Source organism: Burkholderia crassaminum (genome assembly GCF_964265005.1).
Lineage (GTDB): Bacteria > Pseudomonadota > Gammaproteobacteria > Burkholderiales > Burkholderiaceae > Burkholderia.
On record NZ_OZ183800.1, the window covers coordinates 1,345,781 to 1,370,726 of the forward strand.

Annotated in this window: 16 protein-coding genes and 1 pseudogene; 9 read left to right on the plus strand and 8 right to left on the minus strand. The window is 67.2% G+C overall.

Going from position 1 to position 24,946, the window contains the following annotated elements; genetic code table 11:
- Positions 1 to 285 (plus strand): transcriptional regulator, encoded by a 285-nt coding sequence (locus tag ACPTTF_RS23135; RefSeq protein ID WP_113046845.1) that lies wholly within the window; start codon positions 1 to 3, stop codon positions 283 to 285.
- A gap of 75 nt (positions 286 to 360) precedes the next feature.
- Here ACPTTF_RS23135 and ACPTTF_RS23140 read toward each other — a convergent pair whose 3' ends face one another.
- The 3 genes from ACPTTF_RS23140 to ACPTTF_RS23150 form a co-directional block, all read right to left on the minus strand.
- Complete coding sequence (locus ACPTTF_RS23140) at positions 361 to 1,104, minus strand: transporter (RefSeq protein ID WP_423368368.1); 744 nt, start codon at positions 1,102 to 1,104, stop codon at positions 361 to 363.
- Between the two features lie 79 nt (positions 1,105 to 1,183).
- The gene (mgtA, locus tag ACPTTF_RS23145; RefSeq protein WP_166951797.1) at positions 1,184 to 3,949 is read right to left on the minus strand and encodes a magnesium-translocating P-type ATPase; all 2,766 of its coding nucleotides are present in this window, start codon (positions 3,947 to 3,949) and stop codon (positions 1,184 to 1,186) included.
- 713 nt (positions 3,950 to 4,662) lie between these two features.
- Positions 4,663 to 6,306: a S8 family peptidase gene (locus ACPTTF_RS23150; protein WP_423368369.1), complete on the minus strand. Its 1,644-nt coding sequence runs from the start codon at positions 6,304 to 6,306 to the stop codon at positions 4,663 to 4,665.
- Positions 6,307 to 6,727: 421 nt separating this feature from the next.
- Here ACPTTF_RS23150 and ACPTTF_RS23155 point away from each other — a divergent pair, with 421 nt between their 5' ends.
- A complete protein-coding gene (locus ACPTTF_RS23155) occupies positions 6,728 to 7,624 on the plus strand; it encodes a glutamate/aspartate ABC transporter substrate-binding protein (RefSeq protein ID WP_423368370.1) in 897 nt (298 codons plus the stop codon).
- Positions 7,625 to 7,714: 90 nt separating this feature from the next.
- On the opposite strand, the pseudogene ACPTTF_RS23160 reads toward ACPTTF_RS23155, so the two are convergent.
- Positions 7,715 to 7,957 (minus strand): annotated as a pseudogene (locus tag ACPTTF_RS23160) (hypothetical protein); the annotation flags it as partial.
- A 325-nt stretch (positions 7,958 to 8,282) separates the two neighbouring features.
- Here ACPTTF_RS23160 and ACPTTF_RS23165 point away from each other — a divergent pair.
- Positions 8,283 to 9,536, plus strand: a complete 1,254-nt coding sequence (locus ACPTTF_RS23165) for a multidrug effflux MFS transporter (RefSeq protein WP_166951809.1) — start codon at positions 8,283 to 8,285, stop codon at positions 9,534 to 9,536.
- A 21-nt stretch (positions 9,537 to 9,557) separates the two neighbouring features.
- Positions 9,558 to 10,079 (plus strand): GNAT family N-acetyltransferase, encoded by a 522-nt coding sequence (locus ACPTTF_RS23170; RefSeq protein WP_423368371.1) that lies wholly within the window; start codon positions 9,558 to 9,560, stop codon positions 10,077 to 10,079.
- A gap of 49 nt (positions 10,080 to 10,128) precedes the next feature.
- Here ACPTTF_RS23170 and ACPTTF_RS23175 read toward each other — a convergent pair whose 3' ends face one another.
- Together ACPTTF_RS23175 and ACPTTF_RS23180 are read right to left on the minus strand one after the other, a co-directional pair.
- Positions 10,129 to 10,818, minus strand: a complete 690-nt coding sequence (locus ACPTTF_RS23175) for a hypothetical protein (protein ID WP_423368372.1) — start codon at positions 10,816 to 10,818, stop codon at positions 10,129 to 10,131.
- Between the two features lie 204 nt (positions 10,819 to 11,022).
- Positions 11,023 to 11,307 carry a hypothetical protein gene (locus ACPTTF_RS23180; RefSeq protein ID WP_166951818.1) on the minus strand — a complete coding sequence of 95 codons (285 nt, stop codon included), beginning with the start codon at positions 11,305 to 11,307 and terminating at the stop codon, positions 11,023 to 11,025.
- Between the two features lie 222 nt (positions 11,308 to 11,529).
- Here ACPTTF_RS23180 and ACPTTF_RS23185 point away from each other — a divergent pair, with 222 nt between their 5' ends.
- The 3 genes from ACPTTF_RS23185 (at position 11,530) to ACPTTF_RS23195 (ending at position 14,184) form a co-directional block, all read left to right on the plus strand.
- Positions 11,530 to 11,913 (plus strand): hypothetical protein, encoded by a 384-nt coding sequence (locus ACPTTF_RS23185; RefSeq protein WP_423368373.1) that lies wholly within the window; start codon positions 11,530 to 11,532, stop codon positions 11,911 to 11,913.
- A gap of 120 nt (positions 11,914 to 12,033) precedes the next feature.
- On the plus strand, positions 12,034 to 13,467 hold the full coding sequence (locus ACPTTF_RS23190; RefSeq protein WP_423368374.1) for a TPM domain-containing protein: 1,434 nt from the start codon (positions 12,034 to 12,036) through the stop codon (positions 13,465 to 13,467).
- An 81-nt stretch (positions 13,468 to 13,548) separates the two neighbouring features.
- Positions 13,549 to 14,184: a LemA family protein gene (locus tag ACPTTF_RS23195; RefSeq protein WP_423368375.1), complete on the plus strand. Its 636-nt coding sequence runs from the start codon at positions 13,549 to 13,551 to the stop codon at positions 14,182 to 14,184.
- 28 nt (positions 14,185 to 14,212) lie between these two features.
- Here the strand turns inward: ACPTTF_RS23195 and pbpC are convergent, their stop codons facing one another.
- Together pbpC and ACPTTF_RS23205 are read right to left on the minus strand one after the other, a co-directional pair.
- Positions 14,213 to 16,456, minus strand: coding sequence for a penicillin-binding protein 1C (gene pbpC / locus ACPTTF_RS23200; protein ID WP_423368376.1), 2,244 nt, complete (start codon positions 16,454 to 16,456; stop codon positions 14,213 to 14,215).
- Positions 16,457 to 16,466: 10 nt separating this feature from the next.
- Complete coding sequence (locus ACPTTF_RS23205) at positions 16,467 to 22,514, minus strand: alpha-2-macroglobulin family protein (protein WP_423368377.1); 6,048 nt, start codon at positions 22,512 to 22,514, stop codon at positions 16,467 to 16,469.
- A 304-nt stretch (positions 22,515 to 22,818) separates the two neighbouring features.
- On the opposite strand from ACPTTF_RS23205, the gene ACPTTF_RS23210 reads away from it, so the two are divergent.
- Entirely contained in the window at positions 22,819 to 23,325 is a 507-nt protein-coding gene (locus tag ACPTTF_RS23210) for a sugar dehydrogenase complex small subunit (RefSeq protein WP_166951829.1), read from the plus strand.
- Entirely contained in the window at positions 23,325 to 24,944 is a 1,620-nt protein-coding gene (locus ACPTTF_RS23215; protein WP_166951831.1) for a GMC family oxidoreductase, read from the plus strand. The genes ACPTTF_RS23210 and ACPTTF_RS23215 overlap by 1 nt, the downstream gene beginning before the upstream one ends.
- The last annotated feature ends 2 nt before the right edge of the window (positions 24,945 to 24,946 follow it).

Consider the following 24,946-nt stretch of genomic DNA (forward strand, 5'->3'; position numbering starts at 1 on the left):
ATGACCTCAGAATCCGACGAATCCCCGCTCGATCCCGCACTCGTTGCGACACTCGCAACGCTGAACGATGCCGCGAGCGACCCGGCCGGCAAGACCTGGTCGTTGCCGAAGATCGCGAAACGCACGCAACTGCCGATGAGCACGCTGCGCCGCGTGCTGACGCAGCTCGACGCAGCGGGCCTGAGCGCGACGACGCTGAACGAAGACGGCACCGGCAGCGCCGCGCTGACCGACGAAGGGCGCGCCGTATGCGCGCAATTGTTCGGCGCGAACGACACGCAATAAAAAACGGGCCGCTGGAATCGAAGCGGCCCGTCGTCTTGCGGTTCGGCATGCGGCTCGATGCGCCGCACCGGCGCGTCACCACCGCACCGTCACGCCCCCCATCACCGAATGATCGTAGGTCTGGTCGTTCAGCCCGCGCCGGTAGCCGATGTCGAGATCGAGCCACGGCTTCGGCGAATAGATCGCGCCCGCGATCACGAAAGCGGGATGCGCGCCGGCGCCGCTCTCCGTATTGCGCGACGTGCCGATGTCGGCCACGATCTGCAGCGTATCGGTCGCCTTGTAGATCGCCGCGCCCGACACGGCCCAGATCGACGTCAGGTCGCCCTGGCGATTCGGCTGGTACGTCATTCCCGCATTCGCGAGGAACGAAAACCGCGCGACGTCGAGCTGCGCGAGCAGCGTTGCGCCGGCACCCATGCGGCCGGTGCCGAGCCCGCGCCGGTCGTTGCCGGTCGGCGTCGTCAGTTTCGGCTTCAGCGCGATCGACAGCGGGCCGCGTTCGACGAACCGCCATTTCATGCCGATCTCGACATCGCCGAGCCCGGCGCCATTTTCGTCGGTGCGTGTCTGCAGATGCGTGTACGGCGCGTTCACGTAGAGATCGACGTGTTCGCCGAACCCGCGTGTGAGTGTCGCGTTCCACAGCTGGTGGTGGCCGTTTTCTTCCTGTTTCGACGTTTCCTCGGCATTGAACTCGAACTGCCAGTTCGCGTTGCCCTGCGTGCCCGTGTCGTCGCTGACGAGCGGATGAGTGGCGAGGGCATCGAACGGCGCGAGGAGGGCGCTCGCGGCTGCGAGCGGAAGCATTCTCTTCATTGCATCACCTGTGTCATTCATGGTGAGCCAGCCGGCCCGCGTCGGGGAGCGCGGGCCGGCCGGCTTCAAGCCAGGACCATCAGAACCACTGCTTGTAGCGGCGTACGTAGACCGTCTTGACGATTTGCGCGAGCAGGATGTAGCCGACCATCGTTGCGGCGAGCCACAGCCAGAAGGTGCCCGGCAGGTGCATGAAGCCGAGGGACTCCGCGAACGGCGAGAACGGCAGCCAGCAGCCGATCGCGATCGCGGTGAACGTCGACAGCAGCACCGGCAGCGCGGCCGTGCTCTGCAGGAACGGGATCTTCTGCGTGCGCAGCAGGTGCACGACGAGCGTCTGCGACACGAGGCTCTCGATGAACCAGCCCGAGTTCATCACGATCTGGCCGCCCGTGCCGCCGTTCAGGTGATACATCGCACCCGCGCCGAATACCGTCCACATCAGGATGTACGTCGTGATGTCGAACACCGACGACGTCGGCCCGACCCACAGCATGAAGCGGCTGATGTTGCCGGCTTCCCACTTGCGCGGCTTCTTCAGGAACTCGGGATCCATCTTGTCCCACGGCAGCAGCATCTGCGACGTGTCGTAGATCAGGTTCAGCACGAGCAACTGCGTCGCGAGCATCGGCTCCCACGGCAGGAACGCGCTGGCGACGAGCACCGAGAACACGTTGCCGAAGTTCGAGCTCGCGGTCATGTTCAGGTACTTCAGGATGTTGCCGAACGTCTCGCGGCCCTTGATCACGCCTTCCTCGAGCACCATCAGGCTCTTTTCGAGCAGGATGATGTCGGCCGTTTCCTTCGCGATGTCGGCGCCGCTGTCGACCGAGATGCCGACGTCGGCGTCGCGCAGCGCGGGGGCATCGTTGATGCCGTCGCCGAGGAAGCCGACCGTGTGGCCGTTCGCCTGCAGTGCCTTGACGATGCGCGCCTTCTGCAGCGGCGTCAGCTTCGCGAACACGGTCGTGCGTTCGACGACCTGCGCGAGCGTCGCATCGTCGAGCGCTTCGATTTCCGTGCCGAGGATCGGCTTGCCGGGCTCGAGGCCGACCTGGCGGCACACCTTCATCGTGACGATCGGGTTGTCGCCCGTCAGCACCTTCACCGCGACGCCGTTCTCGCGCAGCGCGGCGAGCGCCGGCGCGGCCGATTCCTTCGGCGGATCGAGGAAGGTCAGGAAGCCGCGCACGACGAGGTCGTGTTCGTCGGCGGTGCGGTACTGCTGGCGCTCGTCGCCGCGCGGGATCGTGCGCGTCGCGAGCACGAGCACGCGGAAGCCGTCCTCGTTGTACGCGCTGGCCTGTTCGAGCAGCCGCTTGCGCGCGACGAAGTCGAGCGGACGCACGCCGTCTTCATCCTGCACGTGCGTGGAGACAGCCAGCATCTCCTCGACCGCGCCCTTGCAGATCAGCAGGTGCGTGCCGCGCGTATCCTCGACGACGACCGACAGGCGGCGCCGTACGAAGTCGAACGGCAGTTCGTCGATCTTCTTGTAGCCCTGCGGCTTCACGCGTTCGCCGATCTCGTCGGCACGTGCGACGACCGCGATGTCGATCAGGTTCTTCTGGCCGCTCTGGTGGAAGCTGTTCAGCCAGCCGAGCCGCAGGATCTCCTCGTTCTTGTGGCCCGACAGGTCGAGGTGATGTTCGAGGATGATCTTGTCCTGCGTGAGCGTGCCGGTCTTGTCGGTGCACAGCACGTCCATCGCGCCGAAGTTCTGCACCGAGTTCAGGCGTTTCACGACGACCTTGCGGCGCGCCATCGCGACCGCGCCGCGCGCGAGGTTCGCGCTGACGATCATCGGCAGCATCTCGGGCGTGAGACCCACGGCCACCGCGAGCGCGAACGTGAGCGCGCTCAGCCAGTCGCCCTTGGTCAGCCCGTTGATCATGAACACGATCGGCACCATCACGAACATGAACTTGATCAGCAGCCAGCTCACGCTCGAGACGCCGCGGTCGAAGCTCGTCTCGATGCGCTTGTGGCTCACGACGTTGCGCGCGAGCGAGCCGAAGTAGGTGTCCTCGCCGGTCGCGACGACGACGGCCGTCGCCGTGCCGCTGACGACGTTGGTGCCCATGAAGCAGACATTCTCGAGATCGAGCAACGATGCCGACGTATCGGTCGCCGCACCGGCCGCGCGCGTGCCGGCGGATTTGCCTGCGACCGCGCCGAGCGTGTCGTACTTCTCGACCGGCAGCGCCTCGCCGGTCAGCACGGCCTGGCTGATGAACAGGTCGCGCGATGCGAGCAGGCGTACGTCCGCCGGGATCATGTCGCCGGCCGACAGGTGCACGATGTCGCCGGCCACGACTTCGCGCATCGGCACCTCGCGGCGGGTCGGCTCGGACGCGTCGGTCATCGCGCGCTGCACGGTGGCGGTCGTGCGGACCATCGCCTTCAGCTTCTCGGCCGCGCGCAGCGAACGGAATTCCTGCACGAAGCGCAGCAGCGCGCTGATCGTGACCATCGTCAGCAGGATCGTCATGCCGACATAGTCACGATCGTCGGGGGCGGCGAAGTAGACGTCGGTGAAGAAACTGATGGCGGCCAGCACCAGCAGCACGTAGACGAACGGGTTGTGGAACGAGAGCAGCAACTGGCGGGTCCAGTGCGGCGGCTTGTCGTGCGCGATTTCGTTCGGGCCGTAGTGCTGCAGGCGGTCGGCGGCCTGGTCGTAGGTGAGGCCGCGCGTGCTGGTGTTCAGCGACTTCAGCGTGTCTTCGAGCGGGCGGGCCGCTTCCTGCGCGGCACGCATGATGCGCGGTTCGTTCTGCGGGCCGGTGCCGGCCTTGATGAAGCCACGCTGCTTCTTTTGCGATGTGTTGTGTCGTGTTGTCATGTGTCGCTCCTTGCGCACGAGGCGGCGGGCGGGGAGCGAACGTGACGTTATCGACGCACGAGCGCTCCCCGCCGCGTCGCGTCAGGCGCGATCGGATTGGGATCGGTGAAGGCGGGAGTGCTCGCCGGCGCGTGCGGTGCGGCCGGAGGGGCGATGCGCAGCGTCGCACCGGCGAGCGGTAATCGACTACTGTCGTCTGAGTTCATCTGCACTCCTGTCGGTTGCGGATAGTCGGCACGGGCGATCGACAGCGACGCACGCACGAAGGCGCGCGGCCGGACGGCACGCGAACGGAAGGTGCACGCGGCTGGCGCTGCGCGCAACACGAACGCACGCGCGCGACGGCGCGTCGCGTGCATTCGACAACATCGAAAATTCGGCGGGAGATCTGGCCAGTCAGGCCGGAAAGACGCCGCATCCTGCTTCCCGGGATGCGGCAGAAGACGAGGCTCTGCGCGTTTTCCTCAGGCAGCAGTCAAGTTGGTCAAGCACCAACTACAACTCGCATCGGTGTTCACAGAACACTCCATGTAATTAGACGGGAGCGATGGTAATGGGTCGCCGTGCGAAGCGTCAACCCTTTTGTCAGTCGTTATTTCGAGAAACGTAATCCGGGTGAAGTGCACGCGGCGCACTGCCGGATCGCCGCCAATGAAACGGCCGCGCGCATGCGTCATCGGCATGCGCGCGGCCGCGTTGAAACAGCGTGCCGGTTACTGGTTGGCTGCCGCGACGGCGGCCCCTGCGTCGACAATGCCCGAGCCTGCCGGCATCGCGGTGCACGACGTGCCGGCCGCCAGCTTGGTCGTGCGCGCGCCGCCCTGCAGCTTCTGCTGGATCTGCGCGGGCGTGAGGTTGCCGTTCACCGACAGCATCAGCGCGGCGATGCCCGTCACTTGCGGCGTCGCGAGGCTGGTGCCGTTCGCGAGGCCGTAGGTGTCCGAGCCCGGCGTCGTGGTGCCGGTATTCGACGTCGACAGGATGTTGACGCCCGGTGCGCTCAGCGCGACATCGGCGCCGAAGTTGCTGAACGATGCCCGGCGGCCGGTCGCGTCGGTGGCGCCGACGCTGATCACGCCGCGGCAGTTCGCCGGCTGGTCGAGCCCGGTCGACAGGCCGTCGTTGCCGGCTGCGACGACGACGGTCACGCCCTTCGCGGTCACGTCGTCGATGGCCTGCTGGAACGTCGTGCTGCACGCGCCGACACCGCCGAGGCTCAGGTTGATGACCTTCGCGGGCGTCGGGTTGTTCGGTACGCCGTTGACGGCAATGCCGGCCGCCCAGCGCATCCCGTCCGCGATGTCGCTCGTCGTGCCGCCGCACTTGCCGAGCACGCGCACCGGCAGGATTCGGCCGAGCCACGACACGCCGGCGATGCCGGCGCCGTTGTTGGCGGTCGCGCCGATCACGCCCATCACGCGCGTGCCGTGCCAGCTGCTGTCGCTCGGCTGGGTCGCGCAGTTGTAGTACGGACCGTTCGCATTGCTGAGGTCCTGCTGCGTGACCCAGTCGCCCGGATCGGTTGCGTCAGGGCCGCGCGTCAGGCCGTTGTTGCTGGTGTTGACGTTGCTGATGAAGCTGTAGCCGGGCAGCAGGTTGCCGACGAGATCGGCATGCGGCCGGTACCCGGTGTCGAGCACGGCGGTGACGACGGTCGGCGAACCCTTGGTCACGCTCCACGCCGGCGGCATGTCGATGCCGGCGGTCGGGTCGGACAGGTACCACTGCTGGCTATAGAGCGGATCGCTCGGCGTGTCGCGAATCTGCATCGGGTGATCCGGTTCCGCGTAGTCGACGTCCGAATCGGCTGCGAATGCCTGCGCGAGCGCGGCTGCGTCGGTGGCGGCCATGCGCTGGCCGAGCGACAGCACGGCCGCGCCATTCGAGATCGTCCGTTCGACCTGCACGTTCACGGGCGTTTGCCCGACCGTGCTCGCGTACGCACGTGCGCTGCCGGAGACCGGTGCCGTCCAGCGCGTCATCGAGCGCTGGATGACCGCGTCGAGCCGTGTTCCGTTGTCGACGGCCGCCATCGCACGCGTGGCCGTCAGCGTCTTCAGCTTGACGATCAGGTGATCGATCGGCGCTTCGGCCGGCGCGGTCTGCGCCGCCATCTGCACCGCGGCCTGCTGCGTCGCGCATGCATTGCTGCCGGTCGAGGCGGGCGGGGTCGTCGGGGTGGTGGGAGCGGGCGCTGGGGCCGGTGCCGCGTTGGAAGAAGACGGGTTGCTGCCGTCGCCGCCGCCTCCGCCGCCGCAACCGGCGAGGGGCAGGAGGGCGGCGGCGGACAGCATGCCGGCGAGCATGCGCGCGTGTGCGGAGCGCGCCAGCGCGAAATTGAAACGCTTGGTTCTCATGTTGAAACTCGATCCTCGTAGATAACCGTCGTGCCGGCGGTGGCGCTGGTCCGGCTGACCCGGACCTTGTCTTTTTTGTCTGGCGGCCGTGGCAAGGTTGCTGCGACGCGCCATGCACTGGGTAACGGCTTGTGCGGCGGCTTCTTGAGTGCGTTTCGCGAGAAAAACCGGGGCTGGCGCAAACGATTACGTTGGTGCGTCGCAGCATGAACACGTGTTTGGAACGTGTGGCACAGAACGCGGGGCGAGTCCGCTTGCGGCCGGTCGGGCGAAATGTGTGGCACGGGCCGGTTTGCGCGGCACGGCAAACGTCTTTCAATGCGCGGCCACGATGGAAGGTTGTTTACGCTTTCCCTGATGCGACGCGAATTTTGTCGGGCGTACGATCGCGATTCGATCAACGTTTCGTCAGGAGAAAAGCATGGATCGCCGCTTACGCTGGCTGGCCGTCGCGCTGTCCTGTGCGCTGGCGGGTACCGCGCACGCGCAGGCCCTCACCGGCACGCTCAAGAAGATCAAGGACACGGGCGTCGTGTCGCTGGGCATACGCGAATCGTCGGTGCCGTTCTCGTATTCGGACAACCAGCAGAAGAACATCGGCTATTCGCGCGACATCGCGTCGCGCATCATCGACCAGCTGAAGACGGAACTGAACCTGCCGACCCTCGCGGTGAAGGAGATTCCGATCACGTCGCAGAACCGGATTCCGCTGCTGCAGAACGGGACGATCGATTTCGAATGCGGATCGACGACGAACACGCTCGAACGGCAGAAGCAGGCCGCGTTCTCGAACAGCATCTTTCTTTATGGCATCCGCTTCAGCACGCGCAAGGATTCGGGCGTGAAGGATTTCGCGGACCTGGCCGGCAAGACGGTCGCGACGACGGCCGGCACGTCGGACGAGCGCCTGCTGCGCAAGCTCAACGAAGAGAAGGCGATGAACATGACGATCATCAGCGCCAAGGACCACGCCGAAGCGTTCATGAACGTCACGACCGGGCGCGCGGTGGCGTTCGTGATGGACGAGCCGCTGCTGTACGGCGAGATCGCGAAGGACCGCAACCCGGGCGCGTACACGGTGACGGGCACGCCGCTGGTCCACGAGAACTACGCGTGCATGATGCGCAGGGACGATCCGGCGTTCAAGCATGTCGTCGACGGCGTGGTCGCGAAGATGCAGACGTCGGGCGCGGCCGAGAAGCTCTACAACCAGTGGTTCACGCAGCCGATCCCGCCGAAGGGCGTGAGCCTCAACTATCCGCTGTCGGCGGAAATGAAGCAGCTGTTCAGGAATCCGACGGATCAGGCGCAGTATTGACCGGATGCGGGTCTGATCGACGCTCGGCAATGAAAAACCGCCGGTTCGTGCCGGCGGTTGAGGTGTGGAAGGCGAATGGCGAGAAGTGCGTCAGGCTTTGATTGCCAGGCTGCGCTCGGCCGGCACAGCTGGTGTCGCCCGGGGCAGCTGAAGGTGCCGGCGGCCGCGCCGGCACGGTGACGGGAACCGGCTCGGGCATCGCCCAGGCGCCATCGCGAACCCGACGGGTTGCGGTATCGGCATCGCACGTGCGCTGGCGAGCGCGACGTGCTGGAGCGCCATCATTTGCTGCTGCATGGCGACCATCTGCGCCTGGGCCGCCTGCATCGGATACGAACGGAATCGCATCTTCGTATCCCCATCAAACAATGCCGTTCGAAGCAACAATGAACGAATCGTGCGGCTCACGGAGCGCGCCCTCGGCGACCATGCGAGTGCCGGCTCAAGTCAGGATCAAAGCGGCTTGCAGCGGAGGCTGTCGCGCATTTAGCGCATTTCCGGGCATGCCGCAATCGGCATTCAACCTCGTCCACGCCAGGGGAATCCGGCTGCGTGGCGCGACAACAGGCACAATACGGCATTCGACACGACGCACGCGTGTTCGCAGTTCGAACATCTCACGGCTGCGTCACCGCCGCCCGAATCCTTCCCAGTCGTCATGAACGCCACGCTTACTCCCGCGCGCGAGTCGAACTCGCCGCGCTTCCTGTTGTTCCTGATCTGCCTGTTCGCGTCCGCCGGCCAGCTCGCGATCGACATCTACGTGCCCGCGCTGCCCGACATGGCACGTTCGTTCGCGACCACGCCGCAGGCGATCCAGTCGAGCGTGTCCGGCTACATGGCGGCCTACGCGCTCGGCCAGCTCGTTTTCGGGCCGATCGCCGATGCATACGGGCGCAAGCGCGTGCTGGCGTTCGGGCTCGTGATCTACACGATCGGCTGCCTGTTGTCGCTCGGCGCGCAGAACCTGGAGACGTTCGTGCTCGCGCGCTGCCTGCAGGGCTTCGGGATCGCGACCACCAACCTGCTCGCGAAGGCGATCATCACCGATACATTCTCCGGCCAGGCGCTGATGCACGCGTTCACGTACATGTCGATCGCATGGGGGCTCGCGCCGATCGTCGCGCCGGTGATCGGCGCGCACCTGCAGGAATGGTTCGGCTGGCGCGCGTGCCTCGTGTTCCTGCTGGTGTACTCGCTGGTGATGTGGGCGCTGCTGTGGCGTTACCGCGAAACCTTGCCGAAACCGGTGCATCTCGAGCCGCGCACGCTGATGACGAATGCGGGCAAGGTGCTGGCGAGCCCGGTGTTCCAGAGCTGCTTCCTCGCACAGGGGCTGTGCTACAGCATCCTGCTGGTGTTCAACATCGTCGGGCCGTTCATGGTGCAGACCACGCTGCACAAGCCGCCGACCTTCTTCGGCTATCTCGCGCTCGGCATCGGGCTCATGTATTTCCTCGGCGGCCTGTCGAACCGCATTCACGGGCGCGGGCTGCCGAGCGCCGAGCAGCGGCTGCGCATCGGCGCGCGCGTGATGGCGGGGGCGTCGATCGCGATGCTGGTGCTCGCGCTGACCGTCGGGCTGCGCGTGTGGACGCTCGCGACGCCGGTGCTCGTGATGGGCTTCTGCGCGGGCGCGATGTATCCGACGCTGATGGCCAAGGGCAATTCGCTGTTTCCGCATATCGCCGGCCTGACGAGCGCGATCCTCGGATGCGCGCTGCTGCTCGTGTCGTCCGCGATGATGGGGCTGGCCGGGTTCGTGTCGATCCATGTGCTGACGCCGCTCGCGGTGTTTTTCGTCGCGCTGTCGTGCATCGTCGTGTGGATGGTCACCAAGTTGCTGCGGTACCTGTCGGAGCAGCAGGCCCAGGCCGCGCCCGTCGTGTGCGGGAGCGGGGAGGCCGCGTAAATGCCGCCTGTCGACCTGCCCATGACCTCAGTCCTGCTGAACCGCGTCGCCCGGACCGATGCCGACGACCTGATCGCCGCCAATCGCGCGAGCCGGAGCCACCATCTGCCGTGGGTCGACTCGTTCACCGACCAGGCGGGATTCGACCAGTGGTTCGGCCGCTGCCTGACGGGGCCGAACGTCGGCCTCGTTGCGCGCGAGCGCACGTCCGGGGCCGTGGTCGGCGTGGTGAACCTCAACGAGATCGTCGGCGGGGTGTTCCAGAGCGCGTATCTCGGGTACTACGGAATGGTGGCGTTCAGCCGCAAGGGGCTGATGACCGATGCCATGCGCGCGGCGATCGGTGTCGCGTTCGGCGAATTCGGGCTGCATCGGCTCGAAGCGAACATCCAGCCCGGCAACCACGCGTCGATTGCGCTGGTCCGGCGGCTCGGCTTCACGAAAGAAGGATTTTCGCCGCGCTATCTGCGCATCGGTGGCGAATGGCGCGACCATGAACGGTGGGCGCTGCTGGCCGACGACGAGCCCGAAGCGCGCGCCTGACGCGCGATACCGGGCGATACCGGGCGATTTTCTTCCCGCCGCCGGCCGCTTACAGCGGATGCGCCGCGCCGGCCTGCGTCAGCAGCGAAACGGCCGCCGGATCCGGCATCCCGTTCGAGTCGATCGCGCCGGCTTTCGCGAGTGCGACGAGATCGCTGTCGACACCCGGTTGCCCGACCGTGAACGACGTGGTCAGGAACGCCGGCGCCGCGAGCGTGACCGAATAGCGCTGCTGCAGGTTCGTCACCACGGCCGCTTGCGCGGCCTGTACGGTGTCTGCGTTGTTCATCGCCTGCTGGTAGCGCGGATTGCCCTGGAAATTGCCGATCAATGCACCCGTGTTCGTGCCGAGCTGGGCGGCAAGATAGACCAGCATCAGCTCGGTCTCGGGCGTCGTATTGAAAGTGCCGCCTGCGTACGCGAGCGAATGCAGGCTCGTACCGCTCGACGTGACGGTAATGACGCACGGCAGCGCGGCATTGACCGAAACGCGGTAGTTGCCGCCGCCATCCGTCAGCGTTGTCGCCGAGCCCGTCACGCAGCTGACCGTCACCTGCTCGCTCGCGAGCGCGTCGCCCGTTGCGGCCGTGCCCGACAGCGCGACGGTCTGCGTGTTGTTGTTGAAGCAGGCATCGACGCCGAAGCAGGCATCGCCGTTGCACCCCTGAAGCGTCGCGAGGGTGGCAATGCAGAGCGTGCCCAGCGCGGGGCGGATGAAACGCCTGGGGTGAGTGTTCATGGTCGCTGGCCTTGATGAGAGTGGGGCAACCGGTGGGCGCCGACGGTGCGGCGTCGTTCACATTCTAGGTCCCGAATCGGGGCGCTGCTTGCCCGTTTGGGTCATTTGGCTCGTTTGGCCCGTTTGGTCTGTCTGGCCCGCTTGCGGCCGGGCGCGACCTGCCGTCCGGTGTGTCGTGCGTTGCCGCGTTCCCGGTGACAGGCGTCAGTTGCGTGGACGGGCCGGCTTCATCATGTAGGCGAGCAACAGGCTCAGCACGATGCTGAGCGCGAGTGCGTGCCAATGGCCGGTGAGCAGCCGCTGGTAGTGCTCGCCCATGTCCGGCGTGATCCACCAGCACGTCATGTCGTGCATTCGGGCCTGGTGACATTCCAGGATGCCGCCATGCAGATAGGCATCCCACAGCGCATCGCCCGAATACAGTCCCAGGAAGAGCGGGATGATCTGTACGCCGTACTGGAGCAGTTTCCCCTCGGTTTCAGGTGTCATTTTTGTCGACTCCGGAATCGGCCTGCGCTGGTTTGTCGTCGGTATCCGAATGCCTCGCGTGCCCGATATTGTCGACCGCATCCCTCGCGATGCACAATGATTCGCGCGTTGGCAGGATCAATCGGACAGTCGCGTGGCGACGGTCCGGCGCGCAGGAACAGCGGTGGCCGGAACGGTATCTGGATTCACCGCGATCGCATTGAGACAAGCAACGGGGAAGCGATGAGCAAGATCGGCTGTGTGTGCGGAAACACGATTCGGGACAACACCGATTCGCTGCCTTACAAGGCACGCATTCTCAAGGATACGGCGTACGGGCCGTTTTTCGACTGGCTGGTGAGCGAGTTGCAAAGCTACGTCGTGGCAGCGGAGCAGGGTGAAACGTCTGACTGGCTGGTGAGCCGGGGTTATTCCAGCGACTACATCGGCTTGCGGCTCGACCACGGGAACGTGCTTCACGATCATCTGCACACGCATTTTCACGGCCTCGAAAGAACCGCATACGAATGCACCACGTGCGGCAGGCTGCTGGTTGAAACCGCGGAAGACAACCGCTTCGAGACCTATGTGCCGGCATCGGGGCGATACGACGGCATATTGAAATGACGCGATCCGGAAGCCGGCCGGAAACCTTTCAGTTCCTTTCACAATTGGTTATGCTGCGGGACGATTAAAAACGACGAGAGAACGTGCCGTTCCCGATGGAGCCGGCGCGCCGTTTCCGACATGACTTTGAAACGACAGACGGGCCGGCCGTGCCTGCCGGGTGGCGACGGCGATCCGGCATCGTGGGCAGGCACCACGCGAAACGATATTCGGCATACACACAGCGCGAAGGGTGCAACCTGCAGGCCCGGCTTCTGGAAGGCCACGGCCTTGCTGGCGGGCGCGGTCTTGCTGTTCGGCGGCACGGCCATTGCAGCGCCGGCCGAAGCCCCCAGCGTTGCCGGCGCGGCGTTGTCTACCGCCGCGCTTTCCGTCCCGACCGAGTCGGCCTGCACGCACGTGGCCGCCGCAGCGGCCTATCCGGTTGCCGCAAAACCCGAAGCCGCACCGCCGTTGAAAGGCCGTGTGACGGACACGACGGGCGCGCTGAGCGCGGCTTGCGCATCCGAGCTGACCGACCGCCTCGCTGCGCTCGAGCAACGGCTCGGCGTCCAGATCGCGATTCTGCTGGTCGGGTCCACCGGGCAGTCGACGATCGAACAGTTTGCGACCACCGTATTCGACCAGTGGAAGCTCGGCAAGGCCGAGGTCAACAACGGCCTGCTGCTGGTCGCCGCGCTCAACGACCATGCCGTTCGGATCGAAGTCGGCTACGGGCTCGAAGGCACGATTCCGGACATCGTCGCGGGCCGGATCATTCGCGAGCGGATCGTGCCGGCATTCCGCGAGAACCGCATTGAAGCCGGCATCAGCGACGCGGTGGACGCGCTGGCACACGAAATGATGCCGGCCGACGTCGCCGCACCGGAGCAGGCCGCGCCCGCGACCGCATACGACGGGCGCGACGACGCCTACGAAACGGCCGAGGCGACCGCGACGGATGCCACGAACGCACCGCCCCGCGACGCACGAGCCGGCGCCGAGAAATACCAGTCGAACGGCCTGCCCGAGCGGAAGCGCCCGAACACGGGCGGCGTGCGGTTCTGGTTCCTGCTCGGGGTTGCCAACGTCGTGCTGGGCGTGGTCGCGCAGTGGCGCAAGCTGCGCCGCAGGGTGGCGCTCCTGGCCGCGTGGCTCGTGGCGGCCGTCGTGCCGATCGTGATGCTGCCGGTCGGCGAGATCTTCAACGGCAATGTCGAAGCCATGCTGGGCGCCGCGGCGTTCGTTCCGGCGGCGGCCGGCGTCGCGCCGTGCCTGCTCGGCGTCAACCTGTTCCTGTCGGCACGCGTACGCAAATACACGGCGATCGTGGGCGGGACGCTGTTCATGATCATCGCGATCGGGCGCGAGATGGACTATTCGGTCGAGGAAGTGCTGTCCGGCATCTTCGGCGTGCTGTGCGTGCTCGCCGTGATCTGGGCGAAGCTGACGGGCAGCGGTTCGTCTTCGTCGTCATCCTCGTCCGGCTCCCGGTCGCAATCGAGCTCGAGCTCCGATTCGTTCCGCGGCGGCGGCGGTTCGAGCGGCGGTGGCGGCGCATCGGGCCGCTGGTAGCGTCCGCGCGCAGCGTGCCTGCACACCTGGTTCCTTTCACCTACCGCTCCACCCGGAGCGTTCAACCGGAAACAATCCACGATGAAATGGTTTCGAATCCTGCTCGTGTGCTGCGTGCTGGCTCCGCTCGCGGGGTGCGGCTATAACGCGATCCAGTCGTCCGACGAGGACATCAATGCCGCGTGGTCCGAAGTGCTGAACCAGTACCAGCGCCGCGCCGACCTCGTGCCGAACCTCGCCGCATCGGTGAAGGGCTACGCGGCGCACGAGGCGCGCGTGCTGACCGAAGTGGCGTCGGCCCGTGCGCGCGTAGGCAGCGTGCAGATGACGCCGGAGATGGCGAAGGATCCGGCCGCGCTCGCGGCGTTCGACCAGCGGCAGGGCGAGCTGTCCGGAGCGCTGAGCCGGCTGATGGTGGTGTCCGAGCGCTACCCGGAGCTGAAGGCGAACGAAGCGTTTCGCGACCTGCAGACCCAGCTCGAAGGCACGGAAAACCGCATCGCGGTCGCGCGTGGCCGCTACATCAAGACGGTGCAGCGCTACAACGTGCAGATCCGCCAGTTCCCGGGCGTCGTGATCGCGAAGATCTTCGGCTACCAGCCGCGCCCGAATTTCAGCGTCGCGAACGAAGCGGCGATCTCGACCGCGCCGGCACTCGATTTCTCCGCGCAGCCGCAGCCGCCGCAGCCGCCGAAGGCGAACGCGGCTGGCGAATAAGGCTGACGAATAAGGCCGGCAAACACGTTCAGGGCTTGCGCGCGGCCGCCTTCGCGAACGCGCCGCGCACCTCGAAGCTGATCGCGTCGGCAACATTGCCGCGTGCGTCGACCAGTTCGAGCCGGTGCCGGCCCGGCCACGGCATCCACGCGATGCGGTCGGCATGCCCGATCACCTTGTCGTCGAGCCGCCACGCGAACTTCGCGGCGCGCCCGGCCGAGCGCTCGAACCAGATCCGCTGGTTCTTCGGCGGAATGTCCGGGTCGATCGCGAAGATCGTGCCGTCGGTCGGCGCGCCGATCGTCAGCGGCGCACGCGCGCCGTCCTTGCCCGGCGTGACGGGGGCGGCGAGCCGGATCGTGTCGACCGCCGTGCCCGCGACGAACCACTCGTTGCGTGACGGCTCGATATCGCGTTCGAAGGTGATGCGGCGCGTCTCGACACCGGCCGGCGCACGCGGCGCGCGGCTCGGCACGTCGCGGTGCAGGTAGCCGACGACAGCCGACCACACCGGCGACGCGCCCGTGACGCCCGACACGTCCCACATCGGCGAGCCGTCCGCATTGCCGACCCACACGCCGACGGTATAGCGCGACGTGTAGCCGACGGTCCAGTTGTCGCGCATGTCCTTGCTCGTGCCGGTCTTGACTGCCGAGAAGAAGCGCGTCGCGAGCGGATTGTCGAAGCCGAACGTGCGTACGCGCGCGTTGTTGTCGGAGAGGATGTCGGTCACGACGAAGCTGGCCGCCTCGCTGAACACGCGTGTGCCGTCGGCCGCGCGATCGGGCGAGGATGCCGATGCGCCGGATGCCGGTGCCGGCGCGGGCCGGTCGACGACCTGGCGGGCGACGCCGCCGTTCGCGAGCGCGCGGTACGCGTTGGTCAGCGACAGCAGCGTGACGTCTGCACTGCCGAGCGCGAGGCTGAAGCCGTAGTAGTCGCCTTCCTGCGCGAGCGGCAGGCCGAGCGCGGTCAGCGTGCGCGCGAAGCGGTGCGGCGTGACGAGCACGAGCGTGCGCACGGCCGGCACGTTCAACGAGCCGCCGAGCGCGCTGCGCACGCTCACCCAGCCCTTGAAATCCTTGTCGTAGTTCTGCGGAATGTACAGGCCGCCGCCGGCGGCGAGGTTGATCGGCGCATCGTCGAGCAGTGACGCGGCCGTCAGCCGTTTCTCGTCGATCGCCTGCGCATACAGGAACGGCTTGAGCGTCGAGCCGGCCTGGCGCGGCGCGAGCACGGCATCGACGTCACGCGCGCTCGACAGCGCGCCGGACGACCCGACCCATGCACGAATCTCGCCGGTCGCGTTGTCGATCACGACGACCGCGCCGTCCTGCACGTTGCGCCGGTGCGCGGGCGCGTTGAGTTCGGTCAGCGCCCGCATCAGCGTGTCGCGCGCGAAGCGTTGCAGCGGCGCATCGAGCGTCGTGCGCACCTGCGCGCCGGCCGTCGGCCGGACCTCGGCCGCGATGCGTCGCGCGAAGTGCGGGGCGAGGGCGGCGCCGTCGTCGCGCGCGGCGCTGGCCGGGCGCGCGGTGACAAGCTGCACGTAGCCGTCGAGCGATGCACAGGCCTGCTCCGCATGCATGTCGCGCAGGATCCGGCATGCGCGCTCGGCGACTTTAGCGGGGGTTGCGTTGGGCGCGCGCACGAGCGCGGCCGCGATCGCGGCTTCGCGTGCGTCGAGGCCCGACGGCGCCTTGCCGAACAGCACCTGCGACAGCGCGGCGAGGCCGATCGTCTCGCCGCGGAACGGCACGAGGTTCAGGTATGCCTCGAGCACCTGGTCCTTGCGCCAGCCGCGTTCGAGCAGTAGCGCGTTGACCGCCTGCGAGGCCTTCTGCGGCAGCGAGCGCTGGCCCGACCGGCGCGGCGAATCGCTGAGCAGCCCGGCGAGCTGCATCGTGACGGTCGATGCGCCGCGCGTGCGCTCGTTCCACAGGTTGCCCCAGGCGGCACCGGCGATGCCGCGCCAGTCGACGCCGCTGTGTTCATAAAAGCGCTTGTCCTCGGACACGACGATCGCTTCGCGAAACGCGGGCGACACGTCCGCGAGCGACACCCAGTCGCCGCGCCGTTCGGTGAGGTCGACGCGCGTGCGCTGCAGCGGCGTGCCGTCGCGCGCGAGCAGCACCCAGTCGGAGCTGCGCCAGTTGCGGCGCACTTCGTCGTAGCCCGGCAGCGCATGCGCGACGAGCGGCGCGGCCAGCACGACGGCGACGAATACGCGGCCGGCGAAACGCGCCGGCCGCGGCAATACCTGATCGATCATCACGGTCTCGTTACTTGCCCGCGTCGGCCGGCTTCACGGTCATCGGCGGGTTCGGCCACAGGCCGTACACGGACGGCGCGTACAGCGCCTCGACACGCGTCGGCGGCAGCCCGAACGTGCCGACGTTGTTCAGTCGCACCGTGTACTCGACCGAGAATTTGCCCTTCGGCAGATAGTCGTAGTACGCGCGGTAGCCGTCGAAGTCGCGCTCGATGAACGCCGGCCACGCGCCGTCCGGCGTCTTCTCGCCCTGCGTCGCGGCTTCGGAGTCGCGGCCGAGGCCCGAGCCGAGGATCGTCGAGCCGGCCGGAACCGGATCGTTGACGACGACCCACGTCATGTCGCTCTGCGCATCGATGTCGAGATGCACGCGCACGACGTCGCCGCGCGTCAGCACGCCCTTGACGGCGGGCGACACGGGTGTGACGGTCTTCGTGATCCGGTAGCCGGCGGCGAACGGCGAACGCAGCGGCACGGCTGCGAGGCTCTCGATCGTGGCCCACGGACGGCCCGTGCCGTCTTGCGTGACGGACAGCGTGGCCGGCGCCTGCGACGCGCGCGGCCACGGCAGCATCACGCTGCGGGCCGCGGCGGCGCGGGTGGCCGGGGTGGCCGATGCCGCCGTGTCGGCGGGCGCGGGTGCCGGCGCTTGCGACCACGCGATCGTGCGCTCGTCGCCGCCGAGCGCGACTTTCGTCGCGCCGGCAACCGGCGTGCTCTCGTAAGTGCGCGAGAAGCGCTCGACCGCGAGCAGGCCGAGCGCGTTCGACGTGGTCGTCTGCCATGCGCCCTGGCGCTGCAGGGCGAGCAGGCCGGCCGTCACGCGGGGCATCTCGTCCTTCCACGCCGGGTCACCCGCGAATTCCAGTGCGAGACGTGCCGCGTTGGTCTCGTTGCTGGTCATCAGCCACCACAGGTCGTCGTCGCGTGCAGTCGAGAACACGAGCTGCGTGCCCTGGTACGTGAGGCGTGCGCGCAGGATCTGTTCGACCTGCGCGCGTTTCTCGTCGCGTTGCGGGATGTCCTTCACGCGCGTCAGGATCGCGTGATAGTCGATCACCGCCGACGTCGGCCACTGGTTCGGCGCGATCTCGATCGAGCCGAGCATGCGGCCCTGCGCTGCGCCGTAGCGCGACAGCGCCTCGATCGCGGCGAGCTTGCGGAGGTCTCGATCCTGGCGCGGCGCCCACGTGTTGCGCTCGAGGCGGCCGTCGACGAAGCGCGCGAGCCCGGCTTCGAGCTGCGTGCGCAGGTCTTCCGGCAGCGCGAAGCGCGGGTCGAGACGGCTCGCCTCGTCGGACACCACGAGCAGGTACGACGACAGCGTCGCGCTGCCGGCGTGCGAATCGTCGGACGACGGCGGGAAGTAGCTCGCGAGCCCGTCGCTGTCGAGATAGACGGGCATGCGGGCGATCAGCGCCTGCCATTGCGCGGGGTCGCGCAGGCCGATCGCGCGTGACGTCTGCTGTTCGAGGCAGCGGTACGGATAGCGCTCGAACCAGCGCTTCACGCCGGGCAGCCCGTCGGCAAGCTTCGACTGCAGCGACACGGCGATGCCGCCGCGCGGCAGGCCTTGCGCGTTGTTCGCGGCACCGGCCGGGGAGGCCACCGGCACCGTCAGCGTGCCGTCGACTTGCGCGAGCGTCGCCTGCTGAACCGTGACCGGCAGCGCGGGCACGACCTTCTGCGCAACCGCCAGCGCGTCGGACGCACGCTTGCCGCCTTGCTCGGCCGCTTCGATGCGCCAGTTCAGCGCACCGGCCGCGTCGAGTGCCTGCTCGGGCACGGTGATCGTCCATGCGACTTCGGTTGCCGTATTGGCCGCCAGCGACACGGTTTGCGGCGCGACCTCGAGGCCCGTCACGCGCGGCGTCACGACGACCTGCATCGCGCGGTCGGTCGTGTTGCGCAGCGTGACCTGCGCACGGAACGCGTCGCCTTCGCGCACGAGCGGCGGCAGGCCGGAGATCAACTGCAGATCCTGCGTGCTGCGGATCGACGTGCTGCCGGTGCCGAAGCGGTCGGGGCCGACCGCCGCGATCGCGACGATCCGGAAGCGCGTGAGCGCGTCGTTCAGCGGCACCTCGACGGTCGCGCTGCCGTTCGCATCCAGCGTCACGCGCGGATTCCACAGCAGCAGCGTGTCGAACAGCTCGCGGGTCGGCGCGCTGCCGCCGCCGCCGCCGGCCGGCACGGCCTTGCGGCCGAAGTGGCGGCGGCCGACGATTTCCATCTGCGCGGTGGCCGTCTCGACACCGTACGCGCGTCGCCGCAGCATCGCGTCGAGCAGGTCCCAGCTGTTGTTCGGCATCAGTTCGAGCAGCGCCTCGTCGACGGCCGCGACCGCGATCTGCGTGCCGGCCGGCGCGGGCTGGCCGTTCGGCAGCGTGACCTTCACGTGCGCCTGCGCCTTGCTGCGCACCGTGTAGCGGGTCGCGTCGGTCGTCACGGTCACGCCGAGTCGGTGCACGCCCGTGCCGACCTTGATCTCGCCGAGGCCGTAGCGGAACGCGGGTTTCGACAGGTCGACGAACGCGGTCGGCGCTTCATAGTGACGGCCTTCGCGCCAGAATGCGCGCGCCCATTCGACCGGCGCCTTCCAGCCCCACGTGAAGAACGAGTACCACGGCACTTCACGAATCCGGCCGCGCAGCGCGAGCACCGACACGTAGACGTTCGGCCCCCACGTGTCGCCGACCTTCAGGTCGACCGTCGGGTTCTTGCCGTTCAGTTCGACGATGTGCGTTTCCATCACGCCGCCGCGCTCGACCGCCACCAGCGCGGTCGCGTAGCGGAACGGCATGCGCACCTGGAAGCGGGCGGTTTCGCCCGGTTCGTACGAGGTTTTCTCCGGGATCACGTCGATCCGGTCGGTGTTGTCGCCGCCGAACCAGAGTTCGTCCTCGCGCGTGACCCACACCGATGTCGATGCATTCGACGTGCGGCCGTCGCCGTCCTTGGCCACCGCGATCAGCTGCACGTTGCCGGCCTGTTCGAGCGTCGCGTCGCAGGCCATGCGGCCCTTGTCGTCGGTCTTGCCCGAGCACAGCACGCCGAGGTCGCGCGTGTCGCTCTTGTTGTCGTACGCGTAGAAACCGCCGACCATCCGCTTGCGCGACGACGTCGTGATGCGCGCGACGCCCTTGATCTCGATCGGCACCGACGCGCGCGGCTTGCCTTGCAGGTCGACCGCCAGCGCCTGCACGGGCACGCGCTGGCCGACCGATACCCAGCGGCCGGCCTTGACGCCGGCCACCACCGCGGCCGGCCACAGGATCGTGTCGCCGCGAATCGTCTGCACTTCGCCGTTCGGGTCGGCGAACGTCGCTTCGAGCGCGATGCGCTTCGGTGCGTCGACGTCGGGCAGGCCCTTCAGCGTGACCGAGCCCGCACCGTTGCGGTCGAGCGTCAGCGGCAGCTTGTCGGCGATCAGCTTCGTCGCGTCGGGGTCGTTGTTCGACGACGACGCGTTGTCGCCGTCCTGCGAATCGTCGTCGGCATTGCCGTCGCTCGTGTCGGGGCGATACGGCGTGAAGCTGAAATCCTCGAAGCGATCCGCGAACGGTGGAGACGCCCACTTCATCAGCGCCGACACCTGCACGGGCAGGTTCGATGCGCCGCCACCCGACACGTAGTCGATCTGCACCGCGAGCGGCGCTTCCTTCACGGCGACGAGCGGGCTCTTCTGCGCGTCGCGCGCGCCGATCGAGCCCTTCAGCACCGGCAGGCGGAACGCCTCGACGCGGAAGCTGCCGCTGTAATAGGTGGCGGTCGGCGCGTCCTCCGGGCCGCCTTCGAGCTCGACGCTGTATTCGCCGAGCTTCGCGGCGGCCGGCAGTGTGAACTGCGAGTCCGCGCTGTGGTCGGCCGCCCACGTGAGCGGCAGCTTGTAGGTCTGGCCCGTGCCGAGATGGCGGATCGTCACGCGCGTCGGGTATTGCGACGGGAACGCGAGGCTCTGCAGCGTTTCGGTGCGGATGAAGTGCTTCATCGACACGGTTTCGCCGGCCCGCAGCAGCGTGCGGTCGAATACCGTATGCGCACGCACGGTCGGTGCGCTGTCGGTGTCGGTCGGCACGTTGAAGCGCCACGATTCGATCCCGCGGTTCCAGTTCGAGCTGACGAACGCCATGTCGGGGCCCGTCTTCGGATCGTTCACGCGGGCCGACACGAAGTAGTCGTCGAAGCGTTGCTCCGAGTCGGACGAGCTGCATGCGCGCTTCGATTCGAATGCGCCGTCGATCTTCAGCAAACCCTGCGCATCGGTCTTGCCGGATGCGATCTCGTCGCCGTTGCAGTCCGACACGCGGATCTGCGCATTCGGCACGGGCTTGCCCTTGTCGAGCGTCGTGACCCACACGAGGTTGTTTTCGCGGCCCTGTTTCAGGTGCACGCCGAGGTTGGTGACGAGCACCGTGGTGCGCACGTACATGCTCGACGGTTTCGCCAGCAGCGAGCGGCCGAGCGCGGGCGACGCGAGTTCGAGCACGTAGAAGCCGGGCTTGTCGATCGGCACGCCGACGACTTCGAACGGGCGCAGTGCCTTCGGGTCGGCCTTCGGCAGCGTCAGCGCCTGCACGCCCGGCTGGCCCTTGAGCAGCGTCAGCGAGCGCACGTCGATGCGGCGATCCTTCGGCGCGGGCGCCTTCTCGCCGGCTTCGCGCGGCACGTAGACGGGGTGCTGGCCCTTGCGTTCGAGCAGGCCCGGAATCTGGCTGTCGATCGAGCCGGCCGTCATCGACCAGTTGTCGAAGCGGTCGACGGTGCGCATCCACTGGCGAATCGCGGTGTCGTCGTCGACCTTCAGGTTCGAGAACTGCGCGCCCTGGGTGTTCAGGCCGTCGATATGCAGGTCGGCCTCGACGTTGCGCAGCGTGACGGGCACGAGCGCGGGCGTATCGGGTTCGGCGAAGCGCTCGACGATCCCGAAGGTGCCCGACGAGAATTTCGCGAGCGGCGGCATCGGCGCGGTGCGTGTCGCGAGCGGGAACAGGTCGGCGTTGGACAGCGAGCGGTCGGTCACGTCGCGCAGGCCCGACGGCAATTCGATCGTCAGGCCGGCCTGCTCGGGCAGCGGCGGGTTGAACGTGACGGTGGTGACTTCCTCGCTCTTGTCGTCGGCCGCGAAGGTCGGCGACAGCGAACCGTCAGGGCCGCGCAGCTTGATCGCCTCGGCGTTCTTGCGCGAGATCGGTGCGTTGAACGACAGCGTGAGCGGGCGCAGCGGCGTGCAGGGGGCCTTCGCGTTCTCGCGTTCGCACGAGAAGCTCGCGGCGAACGGTGCGCGCACGGTGAAATCGAAGCGCCGCTCCGTTTCGTTCGGGATCCCGCTCGGGCTCGTGACGCCCTTGCCGTACACGAGCTGCATCTTTGCGCTCGCCGGCAGCGCCTGCGCGCACGAAAGCGTCAGCACGCGCGCGGCATCCTTCTTCAGCCCGAAGTGATCGAGCAGTGCGTTGCGCGCATCGTCGTCGGCGGCCGTGACGGGAATGCGGTTGCCGATGCCGGCCGCTTCGCACCAGATGTTCGCGAGCGCCGAGCGCGGTTCGGCCGGGCCGTTCAGCTTCAGCACGAATATCTGCCGTTCCTCGATCTCGCGCGAGCCGGGCCGTACGTTCACCGGGAACGGGCCGCCTGTCTGGAACGTGAAGCGGCGCGGGCCGCTGGCCGCATTGCCGGCGACCGAGCGCAGCGTGTCGTTGAGCGCGACCGAGCAGCGCACGCCGGGCGGCAGGTCGTTTTCGAAATCGTAAACCCAGGTCTTGTCGTCGAGCCAGTGACCCTGGCCGCGCGCGGCCGTGGAATCGTTGCAGGTGACGCGCGCGGGATTCGGCGCGGAGGCCGAGCCGAACGCGACCATCGGTTCGTCGAACTTGACGACGCTCTGCCGGACTTCGGTGACGGTGCCTTGCGGCGACACGCTCACCGTGCGCGCCGCGAGAGCATGCAGCGACAGTGCCGTGGCGCCGCCGAGCGCCGCGACGGCGCCGATGCGCCAGAGCAGCCGGGTGGTGTGGTGGAGTCGTTTCGCTTTGTTGTGTTTGTCGTGCTGCTTCATCGCTCGATTGCCCTCGGAGGGAAGCTTTCTGTTTGATTGCACGCGATTCTAACCGACCGACATGTGCGCGCATCGCGTCGCACAGTGTGCCGTCGACGTGCGACACTGACGTGCGTGCCGCAACTTTGTCGCGCCGACGATACAAAAATGCAGCGAAATGTCGATTGTCTCGGATTGCGGAACATTTAATGGACTATAAAAAGATTGTTCGTTCCGATTTGTGCGCGTACATTTCAGGTCCGCGCCAATGTTTGAGAAATATCAAGCGTGGTTTTCCCGAATCCGGTGTTCGAGAGAAGGAAACATGCACAACGACAACACTCCCCACTCGCGTCGTGAAAGCGACGCAACCGCAAGCGGTATCACGCGGCGTCAATGGCTGCAGGGCGCACTGGCGCTGACGGCGGCGGGCCTCACGGGCTCGCTGGCGTTGCGGGCCCTGGCCGACGATCCCGGCACCGCGCCGCTCGATACGTTCATGACGCTCTCCGAAGCATTGACAGGCAAGAAGGGGCTGAGCCGCGTGCTCGGCCAGCGCTTCCTGCAGGCCTTGCAGAAGGGCTCGTTCAAGACGGCCGACAGCCTGCCGCAACTCGCCGGCGCACTCGCGTCCGGTTCGCTGAATCCCGACCAGGAAACACTCGCGCTGAAGATTCTTGAAGCGTGGTATCTCGGCATCGTCGACAACGTCGTGATTACCTACGAAGAAGCATTAATGTTCAGCGTCGTATCCGATACGCTCGTGATCCCGTCGTATTGCCCGAACAAACCCGGCTTCTGGGCCGAAAAACCGATCGAGAGGCAAGCCTGATGGCCGATACCGATACGCAAAAGGCCGACGTCGTCGTCGTCGGGTCGGGTGTCGCAGGCGCGATCGTTGCACACCAGCTCGCAATGGCGGGCAAGTCGGTGATCCTGCTGGAAGCCGGCCCGCGCATGCCGCGCTGGGAAATCGTCGAGCGCTTCCGCAACCAGGTCGACAAGACCGATTTCATGGCGCCGTACCCGTCGAGCGCATGGGCGCCGCATCCGGAATACGGCCCGCCGAACGACTACCTGATCCTGAAGGGCGAGCACAAGTTCAACTCGCAGTACATTCGCGCGGTGGGCGGCACGACGTGGCACTGGGCCGCGTCGGCGTGGCGCTTCATCCCGAACGACTTCAAGATGAAGACCGTGTACGGCGTCGGCCGCGACTGGCCGATCCAGTACGACGACCTCGAGCATTACTACCAGCGCGCCGAAGAGGAACTCGGCGTGTGGGGCCCGGGCCCCGAGGAAGACCTGTACTCGCCGCGCAAGGAGCCGTACCCGATGCCGCCGCTGCCGTTGTCGTTCAACGAGCAGACGATCAAGAGCGCGCTCAACGGCTATGACCCGAAGTTCCACGTGGTGACCGAGCCGGTCGCCCGCAACAGCCGCCCGTACGACGGCCGGCCGACTTGTTGCGGGAACAACAACTGCATGCCGATCTGCCCGATCGGCGCGATGTACAACGGCATCGTGCACGTCGAGAAGGCCGAGCAGGCCGGCGCGAAACTGATCGACAGCGCGGTCGTCTACAAGCTCGAGACCGGGCCGGACAAGCGCATCGTCGCCGCGATCTACAAGGACAAGACCGGCGCCGACCATCGCGTCGAGGGCAAGTACTTCGTGATCGCCGCGAACGGCATCGAGACGCCGAAGATCCTGCTGATGTCCGCGAACCGCGACTTCCCGAACGGCGTCGCGAACAGCTCCGACATGGTCGGCCGCAACCTGATGGACCATCCGGGCACCGGCGTGACGTTCTACGCGAACGAGAAGCTGTGGCCGGGCCGCGGCCCGCAGGAGATGACGTCGCTGATCGGTTTCCGCGACGGCCCGTTCCGTGCGACCGAAGCCGCGAAGAAGATCCACCTGTCGAACATGTCGCGCATCAACCAGGAGACGCAGAAGATCTTCAAGGGTGGCAAGCTGATGAAGCCCGAGGAGCTCGACGCGCAGATCCGCGACCGTTCCGCGCGCTTCGTCGAGTTCGATTGCTTCCACGAAATCCTGCCGCAGCCGGAGAACCGCATCGTGCCGAGCAAGACGGCGACCGACGCGATCGGCATCCCGCGCCCGGAGATCACGTATGCGATCGACGACTACGTGAAGCGCGGCGCCGTGCATACGCGCGAGGTCTACGCGACGGCAGCGAAGGTGCTGGGCGGTACGGAAGTCGTCTTCAACGACGAGTTCGCGCCGAACAACCACATCACGGGCGCGACGATCATGGGCGCGGATGCACGCGACTCGGTCGTCGACAAGGACTGCCGCACGTTCGACCATCCGAACCTGTTCATCTCGAGCAGCTCGACGATGCCGACCGTCGGTACGGTGAACGTGACGCTGACGATCGCGGCGCTCGCGCTGCGGATGTCGGACACGCTGAAGAAGGAAGTCTGACC

Bases quoted from the DNA above. Each gene is read 5' to 3' on its own strand.
- ACPTTF_RS23135 (WP_113046845.1), top strand. From the start codon at position 1: ATGACCTCAGAATCCGACGAATCCCCGCTCGATCCCGCACTCGTTGCG.
- ACPTTF_RS23140 (WP_423368368.1), bottom strand. From the start codon at position 1,104: ATGAAGAGAATGCTTCCGCTCGCAGCCGCGAGCGCCCTCCTCGCGCCG.
- mgtA (WP_166951797.1), bottom strand. From the start codon at position 3,949: ATGACAACACGACACAACACATCGCAAAAGAAGCAGCGTGGCTTCATC.
- ACPTTF_RS23150 (WP_423368369.1), bottom strand. From the start codon at position 6,306: ATGAGAACCAAGCGTTTCAATTTCGCGCTGGCGCGCTCCGCACACGCG.
- ACPTTF_RS23155 (WP_423368370.1), top strand. From the start codon at position 6,728: ATGGATCGCCGCTTACGCTGGCTGGCCGTCGCGCTGTCCTGTGCGCTG.
- ACPTTF_RS23165 (WP_166951809.1), top strand. From the start codon at position 8,283: ATGAACGCCACGCTTACTCCCGCGCGCGAGTCGAACTCGCCGCGCTTC.
- ACPTTF_RS23170 (WP_423368371.1), top strand. From the start codon at position 9,558: ATGACCTCAGTCCTGCTGAACCGCGTCGCCCGGACCGATGCCGACGAC.
- ACPTTF_RS23175 (WP_423368372.1), bottom strand. From the start codon at position 10,818: ATGAACACTCACCCCAGGCGTTTCATCCGCCCCGCGCTGGGCACGCTC.
- ACPTTF_RS23180 (WP_166951818.1), bottom strand. From the start codon at position 11,307: ATGACACCTGAAACCGAGGGGAAACTGCTCCAGTACGGCGTACAGATC.
- ACPTTF_RS23185 (WP_423368373.1), top strand. From the start codon at position 11,530: ATGAGCAAGATCGGCTGTGTGTGCGGAAACACGATTCGGGACAACACC.
- ACPTTF_RS23190 (WP_423368374.1), top strand. From the start codon at position 12,034: ATGACTTTGAAACGACAGACGGGCCGGCCGTGCCTGCCGGGTGGCGAC.
- ACPTTF_RS23195 (WP_423368375.1), top strand. From the start codon at position 13,549: ATGAAATGGTTTCGAATCCTGCTCGTGTGCTGCGTGCTGGCTCCGCTC.
- pbpC (WP_423368376.1), bottom strand. From the start codon at position 16,456: ATGATCGATCAGGTATTGCCGCGGCCGGCGCGTTTCGCCGGCCGCGTA.
- ACPTTF_RS23205 (WP_423368377.1), bottom strand. From the start codon at position 22,514: ATGAAGCAGCACGACAAACACAACAAAGCGAAACGACTCCACCACACC.
- ACPTTF_RS23210 (WP_166951829.1), top strand. From the start codon at position 22,819: ATGCACAACGACAACACTCCCCACTCGCGTCGTGAAAGCGACGCAACC.
- ACPTTF_RS23215 (WP_166951831.1), top strand. From the start codon at position 23,325: ATGGCCGATACCGATACGCAAAAGGCCGACGTCGTCGTCGTCGGGTCG.